13 protein-coding genes and 1 riboswitch are annotated in these 14476 nt (G+C 69.6%); of the genes, 10 read left to right on the forward strand and 3 right to left on the reverse strand.

Features of this window, described 5'->3' with window-relative positions:
• Nucleotides 1-45 precede the first annotated feature (45 nt).
• The 8 genes from OG787_RS41610 to OG787_RS41645 all read left to right on the forward strand — a co-directional run bounded on the left by OG787_RS41610 (nt 46) and on the right by OG787_RS41645 (nt 6988).
• Nucleotides 46-972: a DUF881 domain-containing protein gene (locus tag OG787_RS41610; protein WP_405538750.1), complete on the forward strand. Its 927-nt coding sequence runs from the start codon at nt 46-48 to the stop codon at nt 970-972.
• Nucleotides 969-1301 (forward strand): small basic family protein, encoded by a 333-nt coding sequence (locus OG787_RS41615; protein WP_003988855.1) that lies wholly within the window; start codon nt 969-971, stop codon nt 1299-1301. The genes OG787_RS41610 and OG787_RS41615 overlap by 4 nt, the downstream gene beginning before the upstream one ends.
• A gap of 5 nt (nt 1302-1306) precedes the next feature.
• A complete protein-coding gene (locus OG787_RS41620) occupies nt 1307-2191 on the forward strand; it encodes a DUF881 domain-containing protein (RefSeq protein WP_405538752.1) in 885 nt (294 codons plus the stop codon).
• Nucleotides 2192-2321: 130 nt separating this feature from the next.
• The gene (locus OG787_RS41625) at nt 2322-3212 is read left to right on the forward strand and encodes an FHA domain-containing protein (RefSeq protein WP_389361292.1); all 891 of its coding nucleotides are present in this window, start codon (nt 2322-2324) and stop codon (nt 3210-3212) included.
• A 42-nt stretch (nt 3213-3254) separates the two neighbouring features.
• Nucleotides 3255-3989 (forward strand): MerR family transcriptional regulator, encoded by a 735-nt coding sequence (locus OG787_RS41630; protein WP_369037520.1) that lies wholly within the window; start codon nt 3255-3257, stop codon nt 3987-3989.
• Nucleotides 3990-4074: 85 nt separating this feature from the next.
• Nucleotides 4075-4548 carry a bifunctional nuclease family protein gene (locus OG787_RS41635; protein WP_006123076.1) on the forward strand — a complete coding sequence of 158 codons (474 nt, stop codon included), beginning with the start codon at nt 4075-4077 and terminating at the stop codon, nt 4546-4548.
• Between the two features lie 283 nt (nt 4549-4831).
• On the forward strand, nt 4832-5476 hold the full coding sequence (locus tag OG787_RS41640) for a MerR family transcriptional regulator (RefSeq protein ID WP_369037519.1): 645 nt from the start codon (nt 4832-4834) through the stop codon (nt 5474-5476).
• Between the two features lie 57 nt (nt 5477-5533).
• A complete protein-coding gene (locus tag OG787_RS41645) occupies nt 5534-6988 on the forward strand; it encodes a DNA polymerase IV (protein WP_369037518.1) in 1455 nt (484 codons plus the stop codon).
• On the opposite strand, the gene OG787_RS41650 is transcribed toward OG787_RS41645, so the two are convergent.
• Nucleotides 6910-7281: a PRC-barrel domain-containing protein gene (locus tag OG787_RS41650; RefSeq protein ID WP_369037517.1), complete on the reverse strand. Its 372-nt coding sequence runs from the start codon at nt 7279-7281 to the stop codon at nt 6910-6912. The two genes, OG787_RS41645 and OG787_RS41650, sit on opposite strands and share 79 nt — an antisense overlap.
• 116 nt (nt 7282-7397) lie before the next feature.
• Nucleotides 7398-7491, forward strand: a riboswitch (glycine riboswitch).
• Nucleotides 7492-7671: 180 nt separating this feature from the next.
• On the opposite strand from OG787_RS41650, the gene gcvP reads away from it, so the two are divergent.
• Nucleotides 7672-10557 carry an aminomethyl-transferring glycine dehydrogenase gene (gene gcvP, locus OG787_RS41655; protein ID WP_405538754.1) on the forward strand — a complete coding sequence of 962 codons (2886 nt, stop codon included), beginning with the start codon at nt 7672-7674 and terminating at the stop codon, nt 10555-10557.
• Between the two features lie 126 nt (nt 10558-10683).
• On the opposite strand, the gene OG787_RS41660 is transcribed toward gcvP, so the two are convergent.
• The gene (locus OG787_RS41660; protein ID WP_369037515.1) at nt 10684-10890 is read right to left on the reverse strand and encodes a DUF5999 family protein; all 207 of its coding nucleotides are present in this window, start codon (nt 10888-10890) and stop codon (nt 10684-10686) included.
• A 374-nt stretch (nt 10891-11264) separates the two neighbouring features.
• The gene (locus OG787_RS41665) at nt 11265-11849 is read right to left on the reverse strand and encodes a hypothetical protein (RefSeq protein WP_369037514.1); all 585 of its coding nucleotides are present in this window, start codon (nt 11847-11849) and stop codon (nt 11265-11267) included.
• A gap of 574 nt (nt 11850-12423) precedes the next feature.
• Between OG787_RS41665 and OG787_RS41670 the strand changes: the two genes are divergently transcribed.
• Nucleotides 12424-13941, forward strand: a complete 1518-nt coding sequence (locus OG787_RS41670; protein ID WP_369037513.1) for a glutamate--cysteine ligase — start codon at nt 12424-12426, stop codon at nt 13939-13941.
• The last annotated feature ends 535 nt before the right edge of the window (nt 13942-14476 follow it).

The following is a 14476-nucleotide window of genomic DNA, read 5'->3' on the forward strand; positions in this document are numbered from 1 at the left end:
CACGCCGGTGGGGCCGTTCGGAGGCAGTGGTCGCGACGTGGGACGATGTGCGGCATGCCGCAGCAGCCCCCCGTTCGGAGCAACCCCACGAGCCGTTCCCGCCCGGACGCGTCCATGTCGCTGCTCACCAACGTCATGGACCACAGCCTCGACGAGGGGTATGCCGAGGCGGCCGAGCGGAAGAAGGCCGCGGGCGACGGTGGTCTGCCGAAGCCGCTCAGGGCGAAGCTGGGCCTGGCCGCCGGGCTGGTGCTCGCCGCTCTCGTGGTGACCGTGGGAGCCGCGCAGGCGCGGGTGGCGGCGCCCGCGATCGCCAAGGAGCGCGAGGAACTGATCGACCGCATCGACCGCGAGACGGAGGCGGCCGACAAGCTGGAGGAATCGGTCGACCAGCTGCGCGACGATGTCGGCGCGCGTCAGCGTGCGGCGCTGAAGTCGGGCGGCGGCAGTGAACAGGCCGACCTGGTAGGCATCTTGTCGGGTGCGACCGAGGTGCACGGGCCGGGTGTGAAGCTCGTCGTCGACGACGCCAAGGAAGCCAGCAGCGACGCCGGCGGGGACGCGCGGGAGACCTCCGGGTTCTCCGACACCGGGCGGGTGCGCGACCGGGACATGCAGCGGGTCGTCAACGGGCTGTGGCAGTCGGGCGCCGAGGCCATCGCGATCAACGGGCAGCGGCTGACGGCTCTGTCGGCGATCCGGGCCGCGGGAGACGCGATACTGGTCGACAACAAGCCGCTCGTGCCGCCGTACACGGTGCTCGCGGTGGGGGACGGCAAGCGGCTGAGCAGCAGGTTCCAGGACAGCGCCGACGGACTGTATCTGGCCGCGTTGCAGGAGAACTTCGAGATCCGGACCAGCATCTCCGTGGAGAGCGACCTCCGGCTGCCTGCCGCACCGAGTGTGATCGTACGAACAGCACAACCGAGTACAGAGACACCGAGTACAGAGACAGAGAAGGGCACATCGTGATCGCGGTACTGGGCCTCGTCGTGGGAGTCGTGGCTGGATTGTTGGTCCGGCCCGAGGTTCCGGCGGTCGTCGAGCCTTACCTTCCCATCGCTGTCGTCGCGGCTCTGGATGCCGTGTTCGGCGGTCTGCGGGCCATGCTCGACGGCATCTTCGACGACAAGGTCTTCGTGGTGTCGTTCCTGTCGAACGTCGTCGTGGCCGCGCTGATCGTCTTCCTGGGCGACAAGCTGGGCGTCGGTGCCCAGTTGTCCACCGGTGTCGTCGTGGTCCTCGGTATCCGCATCTTCTCCAATGCCGCGGCGATCCGCCGACACGTCTTCCGGGCCTGACGCCGATGAGCGACAACGACAAGAGCGGCGCGAGCGACAAGCAGGCCGACCCGGGCGAGAACCGGTTGCGCGAGGAGCTGCCCGAGGAGGTCTCTCCCCCGCCCACGGCGGACTCGGACGCGCAGACCGTGGACGTGAAGCCCGACGAGGCGCCGGGACCGTCCCTGACCGGCCGTCAGCGGCTGGTGAACGGGCTCTGGCCGCTGCGGGTGACCCGGGCCCAACTCATCGTCGCCCTGCTGCTGTTCGGGCTCGGATTCGGGCTCGCGGTCCAGGTCGCGTCCACCAGTGACAGTGACGGGGCGCTGCGCGGTGCGCGTCAGGAAGATCTTGTACGCATTCTCGATGAACTGGATGACCGTACTCAGCGTCTTGAGGACGAGAAGCAGGGTCTCGAAGATCAGCGGACCGAGTTGGAGAACAGCTCGGACCAAGCTGAGGAGGCCCGTAAGCAGACGGTCGAGAAGGAGCGGCAACTGGGCATCCTCGCGGGCACGGTGGCCGCGCAGGGGCCCGGGATCACGCTGACGATCGAGGACACGAAGGGAACGGTCGAAGCCGACATGCTGCTCGACGCGATCCAGGAGTTGCGTGCGGCCGGTGCCGAGGCCATCCAGGTCAACGGTGTACGGGTCGTCGCGGGAACCTTTCTGGCGGACGAGGACGGCGGGGGAGTGAGCGTCGACGGGAACAAGATCGACGCTCCCTATCGTTTCAAGGTCATCGGCAAGCCGCAGGACCTCGAACCGGCGCTCAACATCCCCGGGGGTGTGGTGCAGACCCTGGAGAAGGAGCAGGCCACCGTTACCGTGGAGCGGGCGGACAAGATCGTCGTGGACGCCTTGCGAGCGGCGAAGCAGCCTGACTACGCTCGGTCGTCCTCCCAGTGAACCGGGGGTGCATGGGGGCTGTCCGGGGAGGGCATGAGGTTGCGGGGGGTCGGCGCACCGAATGGGTGGTGCGTGGTGGAAACTGTCAGGTGGAGACGGACGTTGTGAGGATGTCCGGGTCGACCGGTAGGTGCAGTCAGGGTTCGTCCTGCCCCACGGGCGGGTCTGTTTCGGTCAAGGGGAATCGCCCGTGAAGTTGTTTGCGAAGTTGTTCGGCAAGAGCGCGCGAGAGGGCAGCGACAACGCGACCGCCCGCCATCGCGCACAGCCCGACGCGGAGGGTCAGCGCCCTCTGTTCCGGGACCAGGTCGGCGGTCCGGGCGGTGACGTTCCGGGAGGTCAGGGCGCGCCGTCTGTTGACCCTGCCCAGTCCGGGCGCATAGGTTTCGGGGAACCGTCAACCTCAAGTACGGGTGGAGAGTTTTCCTCCGACCCATATGCGTCCAATGCCCCGGCGGGGCAGCCGCGGCAGGAGGATCCGTCGATGTCGGCCCTTGTGTGTACGAGGTGCGGTAACCGCAACGCGGAGAACAGCCGCTTCTGCTCCAACTGCGGTGCGCCCCTGCGGGCCGGAGTCACCCCCGAGCGTCCGTCGGAGACGACGTCCACGATCTCCATCTCCGGTATCGAGGCGTACGACGCCGAGGTCACCGGGCAGACGCAGATGCCGATGCTCTCGCCCGAGGCGCAGGCCGCGGTGGACGCCCTGCCGCTCGGCTCGGCGCTCCTGGTGGTGCGCCGTGGCCCGAACTCGGGCAGCCGCTTCCTGCTGGACGGTGAGCTGACCACGGCCGGGCGTCATCCGCAGAGCGACATCTTCCTGGACGACGTGACCGTGTCCCGTCGTCATGTGGAGTTCCGCCGAGGTCAGGACGGCCTGTTCACCGTCGCCGACGTGGGCAGCCTCAACGGCACGTACGTCAACCGTGAGCGGATCGACCAGGTCGGTCTGAACAACGGCGACGAGGTGCAGATCGGCAAGTACCGGCTGGTGTTCTACGCGAGCCAGCGGGGCTACTGACCCTCCTCCGGACCGAGTCCGGAGGGACCCCAGGGAAGGTCCATGCTTCAAACACCGAGCGGCGGTGCCGGCCACGGCATCGCCGCCGCGGACAGTGGGCTGATGAGCATCGGCACAGTGCTGAACGTGCTGCGCGACGAGTTCCCCGAAGTCACCATCTCCAAGATCCGTTTTCTGGAGTCGGAGGGACTCATCGAGCCGCAGCGGACCCCTTCGGGGTACCGCAAGTTCAGCCCGGAGGACGTCGAGCGCCTCGGCCACGTCCTGAGAATGCAACGGGACCACTACCTGCCCCTCAAGGTGATCAGGGAGTACCTGGACGCCATGGAGCGCGGGGAGGCCGTGTCGCTCCCCTCCGTGGGCCGTCAGCGGGACGGTGAGCCGAGTCTGGAGCCCGAGGGGCCCACAGCCGTCCGGATCGGCCGGGCCGAGCTGCTCGCCGCCGCCGGGATCGGTGACGAGGAACTCGAGGAGTGGCAGTCGTACGGGCTGGTCGGGCCGCTGCCCGACGGGGCGTACGACGCGGAGACGGTCACCGTCGCCGCGCTCGTCGCCGAGCTGGGGCGGTTCGGGATCGAGCCACGACATCTGCGGGTGATGAAGGCCGCCGCCGACCGTGAGGCCGGCCTGGTCGACCAGGTGGTGGCCCCGCTCAGGCTCCACCGCAATCCGCAGACCAGGGCCCTCGCGGAGGCCCGCAGCAAGGAACTGGCGGGGCTCACGGTGAAGCTGCACGCGGCCCTGGTGCGGATCGCGCTGGGAGTGCGGCAGCCCTGAGCGGAAAGGGCCGCCGGAGGGCGGATCGGCCCCCCGTTCCGTGCCCGACTACCCAAACGTCCCGGGCACGGCCTAGGGTTGCTGTGTGAACGAGCTCGATGTCGTAGGTGTCCGGGTCGAAATGCCCTCCAACCAACCGATCGTGCTTCTGCGGGAAGTGGGAGGCGACCGCTACCTCCCCATCTGGATCGGACCGGGGGAGGCGACGGCGATCGCCTTCGCCCAGCAGGGCATGGCCCCCGCACGACCGCTGACGCACGACCTGTTCAAGGACGTGCTGGAGGCCGTCGGCCAGGAGCTCACCGAAGTGCGCATCACGGACCTGCGCGAGGGTGTCTTCTACGCGGAACTGGTGTTCGCCAGCGGGGTCGAGGTGAGCGCGCGCCCATCCGACGCCATAGCGCTGGCGCTGCGTACCGGGACGCCGATCTACGGCAGCGACGGAGTGCTCGACGACGCCGGGATCGCGATTCCGGACGAGCAGGAGGACGAGGTGGAGAAGTTCCGCGAGTTCCTCGACCAGATCTCTCCCGAGGACTTCGGGACCAACAGTCAGTGAGCCCTGACGGCGACGGTTGACGAGGCTCGGGCGGCTCCACGGACCTGATGGTCGGTGGAGCCTGTCTTTTGCCTGGTGGCGTCACGGATGATGGCAATTGCCAGCGGCGTGTGAGAGCGTCGTGCGGCCCATGCGGAGCGCATTCGGCTAGCCTTTCCCCGCGGTGGGGTACGGGAAACCACTCCTAGGGTGATTATCACTCGGCGTGCCGAGTGTGGCGATCGTTGACGCACCCCTGGTGACTGCCTACCGTCGAGAAGGCAGGTCAAGGACGGAGGTCGGCGTGAGAAGCAGCGGCGACGGTACGGCTGGGGGTGCCCCCGGACGCGGTCTGGGGGAGAGCGGCCCGTACCCGCTTCAGGGCAGCGCGGCCGATCACGTTCCGCGGCGGCCGACGGCTGTAGCAGGCGGCGGAGGGGCCACATCCATGGCGTCCGAGGAGATCGGCTACCGCGGTCCGACGGCGTGTGCGGCGGCCGGCATCACTTACCGCCAGTTGGACTACTGGGCGCGCACCGGGCTGGTCGAGCCGAGTGTGCGGCCCGCTCATGGGTCGGGGACGCAGCGGCTCTACAGCTTCCGGGACGTTGTCGTCCTGAAGGTCGTGAAGCGCTTTCTCGACACCGGTGTCTCGTTGCAGAACATCCGTACGGCGGTCCAGCATCTGAGGGCGTGCGAGTTCCGAGATCTGGAGCGCCTGACGCTGATGAGCGACGGCGCGACGGTCTACGAGTGCACCTCGCCCGACGAGGTGCACGCACTGCTCCAGGGCGGGCAGGGCATCTTCGGTATCGCCGTCGGTGTGGTGTGGCGGGACGTGGAAAGCGCTCTCTCGCAGCTGCACGGTGAGCGCGTAGACACGGGCGAGACGCTTGTCGGGCACAACCCGGCGGACGAGCTGGCGCGGCGGCGCAACCGGGCGGTCTGACCGCCCCCGCCTCGGCGCTCCGGGGCATTGTCAGTGGCGTAGGGCAGCATCGGACATGTGAGAAACGCGCCCACGATCCTGCATCTCGACATGGATGCCTTCTTCGCCTCGGCGGAGCAGGCGTCCAAGCCGAGTCTGCGCGGGAAGGCCGTGGTCGTGGGCGGGCTGGGGCCGCGCGGGGTGGTCGCGACGTGTTCGTACGAGGCCCGGGTGTTCGGGGTCCACTCCGCGATGCCGATGGGCCAGGCGAGGCGACTCGCGCCGAACGCCGCGTATCTCGTGCCGAGGTTCGGGTTCTACCGTTCGATCAGCGAGCAGGTCATGGCGCTGCTGCGGGCGCTGTCGCCGCTGGTGGAGCCGCTCAGCCTGGACGAGGCGTTCGTGGACCTGGAAGCCGGGGAAGCGGCCTGGGACGAGGCGTCGGCGCGGCTGGCGGGGGCGAAGCTGCGCGCTGACATACGGGCGGTCACGGGGCTCACGGGATCGGTGGGGCTCGCCGCCTCCAAGATGCTCGCGAAGATCGCCTCGGAGCAGGCCAAGCCGGACGGCCTGGTGCTGATCGAGCCCGGGACCGAGCGGGCGCTGCTCGGGCCGATGTCGGTGCGGATCCTGCCCGGGGTCGGGCCGACGACGGGCGACCATCTGCGGCGGGCGGGCATCAGCACCGTCGACGAGCTGGCCGAGGCGGGCGAGGACGAACTCGTACGGCTGCTGGGGAAGGCGCACGGGCACGGGCTGTACGCGATGGCGCTGGCGCACGACGAGCGGCCCGTGGTGGCCGAGCGGGAGACCAAGTCCGTGTCGGTCGAGGACACGTACGACGTGGACATCCATGACCGGGTCCGGGTGGGGACGGAGGTGCAGCGGCTGGCGGACCGGTGTGTGCGGCGGCTGCGCGGGGCCGGGCTGTCGGGGCGGACCATCGTCCTCAAGGTGCGGCGGTACGACTTCTCCACGCTGACCCGGTCCGAGACGCTCCGGGGGCCCACGGACGACCCCGGTGTGGTGCGGGAGGCGGCGGCCCGGCTGCTGGAGTCCGTGGACACGACGGGTGGAGTGCGACTGCTCGGGGTCGGGGTGAGCGGCCTCGCCGACTTCACGCAGGAAGATCTGTTCGCCCAGGCCGCCGGGGAGTTGGCGGCGCTGGAGCCGACGGAGGAGGCGGAGCACGAGGCCGCCGAGGAGCAGGAGGCGCCCGCCGAGCGTCACTGGACCACGGGGCACGACGTACGGCATGCCGATCTCGGGCACGGATGGGTGCAGGGGAGCGGCCTTGGACGGGTGACCGTGCGGTTCGAGACGCCGGACTCGGAGCAGCCGGGGCGGGTGCGGACGTTCCGGACCGACGATCCCGCGCTGGAGCCGGCGGATCCGCTGCCGCTGGTGTCCTCCGGGACGCGAAGACCCGACGGTCCGGACGAGGGACCGGTGGATCAGGTGTCGTCCGTGCCCGCCAGCTTGCCGAAGTCGTGGTCCGGGAACGGAGGAGGGGGCGCCACGTCGAGGCCGTAGTGGTGGTAGAGCTGGAGTTCCTGTTCCGGGGAGAGATGGCGGCCCACGCCGAAGTCGGGGGCGTCCTTGATCAGGGATCGTTCGAAGGGGACGCGCAGCGTGCCGTCGATCAGTTCGCTGGGTTCCAGCGGCACGAAGGCGTCCCTGCTGAACAGCCCGGTCCGTATGGCCGCCCATTCCGGCACACCCGTCGCGTCGTCGAGGTAGATCTCGTCGATCGTGCCGATCTTGGTGCCGTTTCGGTCGAAGGCCTTGCGGCCGATCAGGTTGCGCGGATCGATGTCGGTCTGCACGGCGGGCCCTCCGTATGGTCGCAACTCATCCGTAAGCACTACAAAAGAGCACAACGGGGCAGGTGGCCACTCGAAGGTCTGTGCGTGGAGCCGCTGATAGGCTGACCAATGGCTGCTGACCCTGTGCGGGAGAGTCCTCCGGAACCTCGGAGGCGCCGAAGGAGCAACTCCTCCCCGGAATCTCTCAGGCCCCTGTACCGCACGGACGAGGTCACTCTGGAAAGCAGGGCGGAGGACATGGTCTCCGCCCTCACCGACGGTGAAAACCGGGACGTCAGCGCATTGGCGGCCCGGTGAAGCTCTCAGGTCGAGATGACAGAGGGGGAGGCCGTTCGGGCACCCGTGCCGTGGTGCCCCTCGAAGGTCGCTAACGACCAGGAGGCCTCCGTAATGACCGCCCAACGCACTTCGCTCGCCGTACTCGAACAGGGCACGCCCTTCGAGCGGCGCCACATCGGGCCCGACCGCGAGGACCGGGCCAAGATGCTCGCGCAGGTCGGATACGGCTCGCTCGACGAGCTGACGGCCGCCGCGGTCCCGGATGTGATCAGGAACGCCGACGCGCTGGACCTGCCGGGTGCCCGTACCGAGGCCGAGGTGCTGGCCGAGTTGCGGTCGCTGGCCGACCGGAACCAGGTGTTCGGGTCCATGATCGGGCTCGGGTACTACGGGACCTTCACCCCGCCGGTCATCCTGCGGAACGTGATGGAGAACCCGGCCTGGTACACCGCGTACACGCCGTACCAGCCGGAGATCTCGCAGGGGCGCCTCGAAGCGCTGCTGAACTTCCAGACCATGGTCGCCGACCTCACCGGGCTGCCCACCTCGGGCGCCTCGCTGCTCGACGAGGGCACCGCGGCCGCCGAGGCGATGGCGCTGTCCCGGCGCATGGGCAAGAACAAGAAGGGGCTCTTCCTGGTCGACGCGGACGCTCTGCCGCAGACCGTCGCGGTCATTCAGACCCGGGCCGAGCCGGTCGGTGTCGAGGTCGTCGTCGCCGACCTGAGCGCGGGTATCCCCGACGACATCGCGGGGCGCGAGATCAACGGCGTGCTGCTCCAGTACCCGGGTGCCTCCGGTGCCGTACGGGATCTGAAGCCGGTCGTGGAGCAGGCGCACGGGCTCGGTGCCGTCGTCACCGTCGCCGCCGATCTGCTGGCCCTGACGCTGCTCACCTCGCCCGGTGAGCTGGGCGCGGACATCGCGGTCGGGACGACCCAGCGATTCGGGGTGCCGATGGGCTTCGGCGGGCCGCACGCCGGATACATGGCCGTACGCGAGCAGTTCGCGCGCAGTCTGCCCGGGCGGCTCGTGGGTGTCTCCGTGGACGCGGACGGGCACAAGGCGTACCGGCTCGCCCTCCAGACGCGCGAGCAGCACATCCGCCGCGAGAAGGCGACCAGCAACATCTGTACGGCCCAGGTGCTGCTGGCTGTGATGGCCGGCATGTACGCCGTCCACCACGGGCCCGACGGGCTGCGGACCATCGCCCGGCGCACCCACCGGTACGCCACGATCCTCGCCGCCGGGCTGACCGCGGGCGGCGTCGAGGTCGTGCACGGGGCCTACTTCGACACGCTCACCGTGCGGGTGCCCGGGAAGGCCGGCGAGGTCGCCGCCGCCGCTCGTGAGCACGGGGTGAACCTGCATCTCGTCGACGCGGACCGGGTGTCCGTCTCCTGCGACGAGACCACCACGCGGGGCCACCTGGGCGCTGTATGGACCGCGTTCGGGGTCGAGGGTGACATCGAGGCGCTCGACGCGGGTGCCGAGGACACGCTGCCCGACGGGCTGCTGCGCACCGACGACGTGCTCACGCACCCCGTCTTCCACCAGTACCGCTCCGAGACCGCGATGCTGCGCTACCTGCGCCGGCTCGCCGATCGTGACTACGCGCTCGACCGGGGCATGATCCCGTTGGGCTCCTGCACCATGAAGCTCAACGCGACCACCGAGATGGAACCGGTCACCTGGCCCGAGTTCGGTCAGCTGCACCCCTTCGCGCCCGCCGAGCAGGCGCAGGGCTATCTGACGCTCATCCGTGAGCTGGAGGAGCAACTCGCCGAGGTCACCGGGTACGACAAGGTGTCGCTCCAGCCGAACGCCGGTTCGCAGGGCGAGCTGGCCGGGCTGCTGGCCGTACGCGGATACCACCGGGCCAACGGCGACGAGCAGCGGACGGTCTGCCTGATTCCGTCGTCGGCGCACGGGACCAACGCGGCCAGTGCCGTCATGGCCGGGATGAAGGTCGTCGTCGTGAAGACCGCCGGGGACGGCGAGATCGACGTCGAGGACCTGCGGGCGAAGATCGAGCAGTACCGCGACGAGCTGTCGGTGCTGATGATCACGTACCCCTCCACGCACGGCGTGTTCGAGGAGCATGTCGCCGACATCTGCGCCCGGGTGCACGAGGCCGGCGGGCAGGTGTACGTCGACGGGGCCAACCTCAACGCGCTGGTGGGGCTGGCCAAGCCGGGGCACTTCGGCGGGGACGTCTCGCATCTGAATCTGCACAAGACGTTCTGCATTCCGCACGGCGGTGGCGGTCCTGGGGTGGGGCCTGTGGGTGTGCGGGAGCACCTCGCGCCTTATCTCCCCAACCACCCCTTGCAGCCCGCTGCCGGGCCCGAGACGGGCGTGGGGCCGATCTCGGCGGCGCCCTGGGGGTCGGCGGGCATTCTGCCGATCTCGTGGGCGTACGTCCGGCTGATGGGCGGCGAGGGGCTCAAGCGGGCCACGCAGGTGGCTGTGCTGAGCGCCAACTACATCGCCAAGCGGCTGGAGCCGCACTACCCCGTGCTCTACACCGGGCCCGGCGGGCTCGTCGCGCACGAGTGCATCATCGATCTGCGGCCGATCAGCAAGGCGACGGGTGTGAGCGTCGACGACATCGCCAAGCGGCTCATCGACTACGGCTTCCACGCGCCGACGATGTCCTTCCCGGTGGCCGGGACGCTGATGATCGAGCCGACCGAGTCCGAGGACCTGGGCGAGCTGGACCGGTTCTGCGACGCGATGATCGCCATTCGCGGGGAGATCGAGAAGGTCGGCGCGGGCGAGTGGCCGGCCGACGACAACCCGCTGCGGAACGCGCCGCACACCGCCGCCGCGCTCGGTGGGGAGTGGACCCACGCCTACACGCGCGAGGAGGCGGTCTTCCCGGCCGGGGTCTCGGCGGCCGACAAGTACTGGCCGCCCGTGCGCCGGATCGACCAGGCCTTCGGTGACCGGAACCTGGTCTGTTCCTGCCCGCCGCTGGACGCTTACGAGGAGTAGTCGCCCTCGGACACACGTCGGGGCCGGTTCGCAGCGAGTGTCTGCGGGCCGGCCCCTCTTTGTCTGTTCAGTTGTCCGGGCGGTCGCGCCTCTCGATGTCGGGAGGCTGCCCTTCGTGCGTGGCCGTCAGGCGGCCGTCATCACCGGTCCGGCGCCCGCGGGGCGGTGGGGGGCGATGATCTGGCCGTCGGGCAGTAGCTCACCGGTGTCCTCGAAGAGGAGGACGCCGTTGCACAGCAGGCTCCACCCCTGTTCCGGGTGGTGCGCCATCAGTCGGGCGGACTCCCGGTCGGTGGAGTGGGCTGTCGGGCACGGTGGCTGGTGCTGGCACATTGATGGGATCTTTCGCTCTGTCGTGGAGTGTGAGATGGCTGTGGTGTCTGTCCTGCGGCTCGAAGCACTGTTCATGGCCGCCCCCGTTGGGAAAGTCGGTTCGAAACCAGTGTTGCTCTACGGGCGTCAATCCGCAGGGATTTAGCCGCACCGCTTCTCACAGGTTCAAGACGCATCACCCGGGCGGACGGTTCAGCCCGACTGGGCTGTCCCTTTGGGTGGTTCTTGGGGGCCGGAAAGGGCTAGTCCGGGCGGCTCACAAACCCTTAATGGCTCGTACGAGCGTAATGGTGCGCGAAAGAGCGACGTACCCCGCTGCCAGGAATTCGGCGGCGGGGTACGCGGGAATACGGAGAGTGCCGTGCCGTGTGCGCTCAGGCGGGAGAACTCAGCAGTGGGGCCGGAGTCACCCGATGGGTGAGGACCGGGAGCAGTTCGGCGACCCGGTGCGGACGGTGGGCGGCGATGCCGGGCGGGGCCGGCGCCAGCGGGACGAGCAGGTCGGTCGCGGCGGGGTGGCCCTCGGCGGCGTCGGCGGTGATGTCGCCGTGCAGCCAGAGCGTGAGCATGTACAGCTCGGGTACGGACAGGAGGCGGGCCTGGTAGGGCTGTTTCATGGTCTCGGCCTGGCGCAGGGCGCGCTCGGTGGAGGCGATGTAGGGGCCTTCGAAGAAGTGCGAGAAGGCCCAGCCGTCGGGGGTCAGCATGGTCTCCGCCGCGGCCACCGCGCGGTCGCCGCAGCGGATCAGGAAGCGCCACCCGGTCAGCCGGGTGGTGGGGGTGCCCGCAGGGGTGATCCGGTCCAGGACGTGCACGGGCAGGGGGAGTTCGGGGGTGGTGGGTCCCTGGGCGGTGCGCAGGGCCGGGGTGCGTGCCTCGCGGACCGCGGTGGGGGAACCGAGTGCCGTGAGGATGGTGCGCAGTGCTGGCGCGGGAGCCGGGGGGACATGCAGCGGCATGGTGGAACGCCTCTCATTCGACAGGCAGGGTGGCGCGAGGGCGGGGGCGGACGGCGCTGTCAGCTCTCGAAGTCTCGGGGTCAAAGAGGCGGGGGCCGGATGCGCGGGCGGGGGTGCGGCCTGCCGCACGTCACCTGGACGGCAGGACCCAGGACCTGGGCGCCGACTCTCTGCCTTGTTCGCGGAGTTTATACGACACGTGTTCTGACTGTGTTTCGTCTAACCGTTTCCCACGTGAAGAGCAAGGGTCTATTCGGTCGGCGTTGTGTGGCGTTTCCACCGATTCCCGGCCGCTCGTACGGCGATGACCTCGGTATACGCGGCGCAGGCGGTCGGCCAATTGTCGTCGACGTTTTTCACGAGTTCGCAAGTGCGCGAAACTGTCGACTCGTTTGTCCGCACAAAGTCTGTAGCGCCATGCCGGACGAATGTGCCTCCGGTCATATGGGCCAGCGTAGCGGGTCACGGGCGTGCGTGGGACGTTATCAATCACGCTGGCTGGGCATCATCCCACGTGACCCGGGACATCGGTGGCCGGATCCTCGGCCTGCCCATTCGAGGAAGGGACGCTTCGATGGGGGAGAAGGTCGTGGCGGGGCAGTTCGACCTGTCCGATCGCCAGCGTTACCGCGCCAAGCTCCGGCAGTGCCTGACGGGGCTGGAGCGGCTGCTGGCCGAGAAGCGGTTCGACCGCCCCAAGAATCTCCTGGGCCTGGAGATCGAGCTGAATCTCGTCGGGCCCGACGGCATGCCGAAAATGATGAATGCGCAAGTACTTGAAAGGATCGCGAGCCGAGATTTCCAAACAGAACTCGCCATGTTCAATCTGGAAGTCAACATCGCCCCCCATCGTCTCGACGGGCGGGTTTTCGACCGGCTCGCCGAGGAACTCCGTACGTCACTGGCATATGCGCACCGGAAGGCGAAGGAGGTCGACGCGGGGATCGTGATGATCGGCATTCTGCCGACGCTCGACCGGGACGACCTGGTCTCCTCCAACCTCTCCGACGTCGACCGCTACACCCTGCTCAACGATCAGATCGTGGCCGCGCGCGGGGAGGATTTCACGCTCGACATCGACGGGGTGGAGCGCCTCTCGTGCACGTCGAAGTCCATCGCTCCGGAGGCCGCCTGCACCTCCGTGCAACTGCATCTCCAGGTCACTCCGGCGCGGTTCGCCGATGTGTGGAACGCGGCGCAGGCGATCGCCGCCGCGCAAATCGCGGTCGGGGCCAACTCGCCCTTCCTGTTCGGCCGTGAGCTGTGGCGCGAGTCGCGGCCCCCGCTGTTCACCCAGTCCACGGACACGCGTCCGCCGGAGCTACAGGCGCAGGGCGTACGGCCGCGCACGTGGTTCGGGGAGCGGTGGATCTCGTCGGCGTACGACCTCTTCGAGGAGAACCTGCGCTACTACCCGGCGCTGCTGCCCATCTGCGACGACGAGGACCCGCTGGACGTCCTCGACGAGGGAGGAGTGCCGAAGCTGGGCGAGCTGGTGCTGCACAACGGCACGGTGTATCGCTGGAACCGTCCGGTCTACGGCATCGCCGACGGCGTACCGCATCTGCGCGTCGAGAACCGGGTGCTGCCCGCCGGGCCCACCGTCACGGACGTCATCGCCAACGCGGTCTTCTACTACGGGCTCGTCCGGGCGCTCGCCGAGGAGTCACGGCCCGTGTGGACCCGGCTGCCCTTCGAGGCCGCCGCCGCCAACTTCGACGCGGCCTGCCGGCACGGGATCGATGCGCGGTTCCAGTGGCCCCGGGGCGGTCGGTTCGGTGGCATCGCGGAGGTCGAGGCGGTGCATCTCGTACGGGACGAACTGCTGCCGCTCGCCGAGGCCGGCCTCGACGCGTGGGGGGTCGAGCCCGCCGACCGGGACCTGTACCTCGGGGTGATCGAGGAACGGTGCCGACGTCGGGCCAACGGGGCGTCCTGGCAGGCGGCCACCTTCCACCGGGCGCTGGAGAAGGGGCTGTCCCGGGACGCCGCGCTGGCCGCGACGACCCGGCGCTACAGCGAGCTGATGCACGTCGGGGAGCCGGTGCACACCTGGCCGGTGGGGTTGCCGGAGCCGGTGCCTCTCGGGTGAGCGATGCCGGGGGCCCGGTTTGGCCTTCGGCCCCGGCTTCCGGGCCCCGGGCTTTGGCCGGGCTTCCGGGCCCCGGCCTGCGGCCTGCGGTCCCTGGGCTCTGGGCTCTGGGTTCTGGGCAGGCTCCCGGGCTTCCACTTCCCGGGCCCCGGCCTGCGGCTTCCAGGCCCCCGGTTCCCGGGCCACCGGTTTTCGGTCTCCGGTCTCCGGGCCCCGGTCCCTGGTCCCTGGCCCCGGTCTCCGGGCCCCGGCCACCGGGCCTCGTCGGCCCCGGTCCCTGGCCCCGCATCCCCGGCCTCCCGAACCCGGCCTCCCGAACCCGGCCTCCGGCCTCCGGCCTCCCGAACCCGGCCTCCCGAACCCGGCCTCCGGCCTCCGGCCTCCGGCCTTCGGTCCTCAGGCTCCGATCCCCGCCTCTGGCCTCGGGCCCGCGTCCCTGACCTTCGGCTCCCGGTTCCCGGTTCCCGGCTTCCGGTCCTTGGCTCTCGGCCTCCGGTTCCTGGCCTCCGGCCCCTGGCTTCCGGCTCCCGGGCCC

The organism is Streptomyces sp. NBC_00075 (genome assembly GCF_045041225.1).
Taxonomy (GTDB): domain Bacteria; phylum Actinomycetota; class Actinomycetes; order Streptomycetales; family Streptomycetaceae; genus Streptomyces; species Streptomyces adonidis.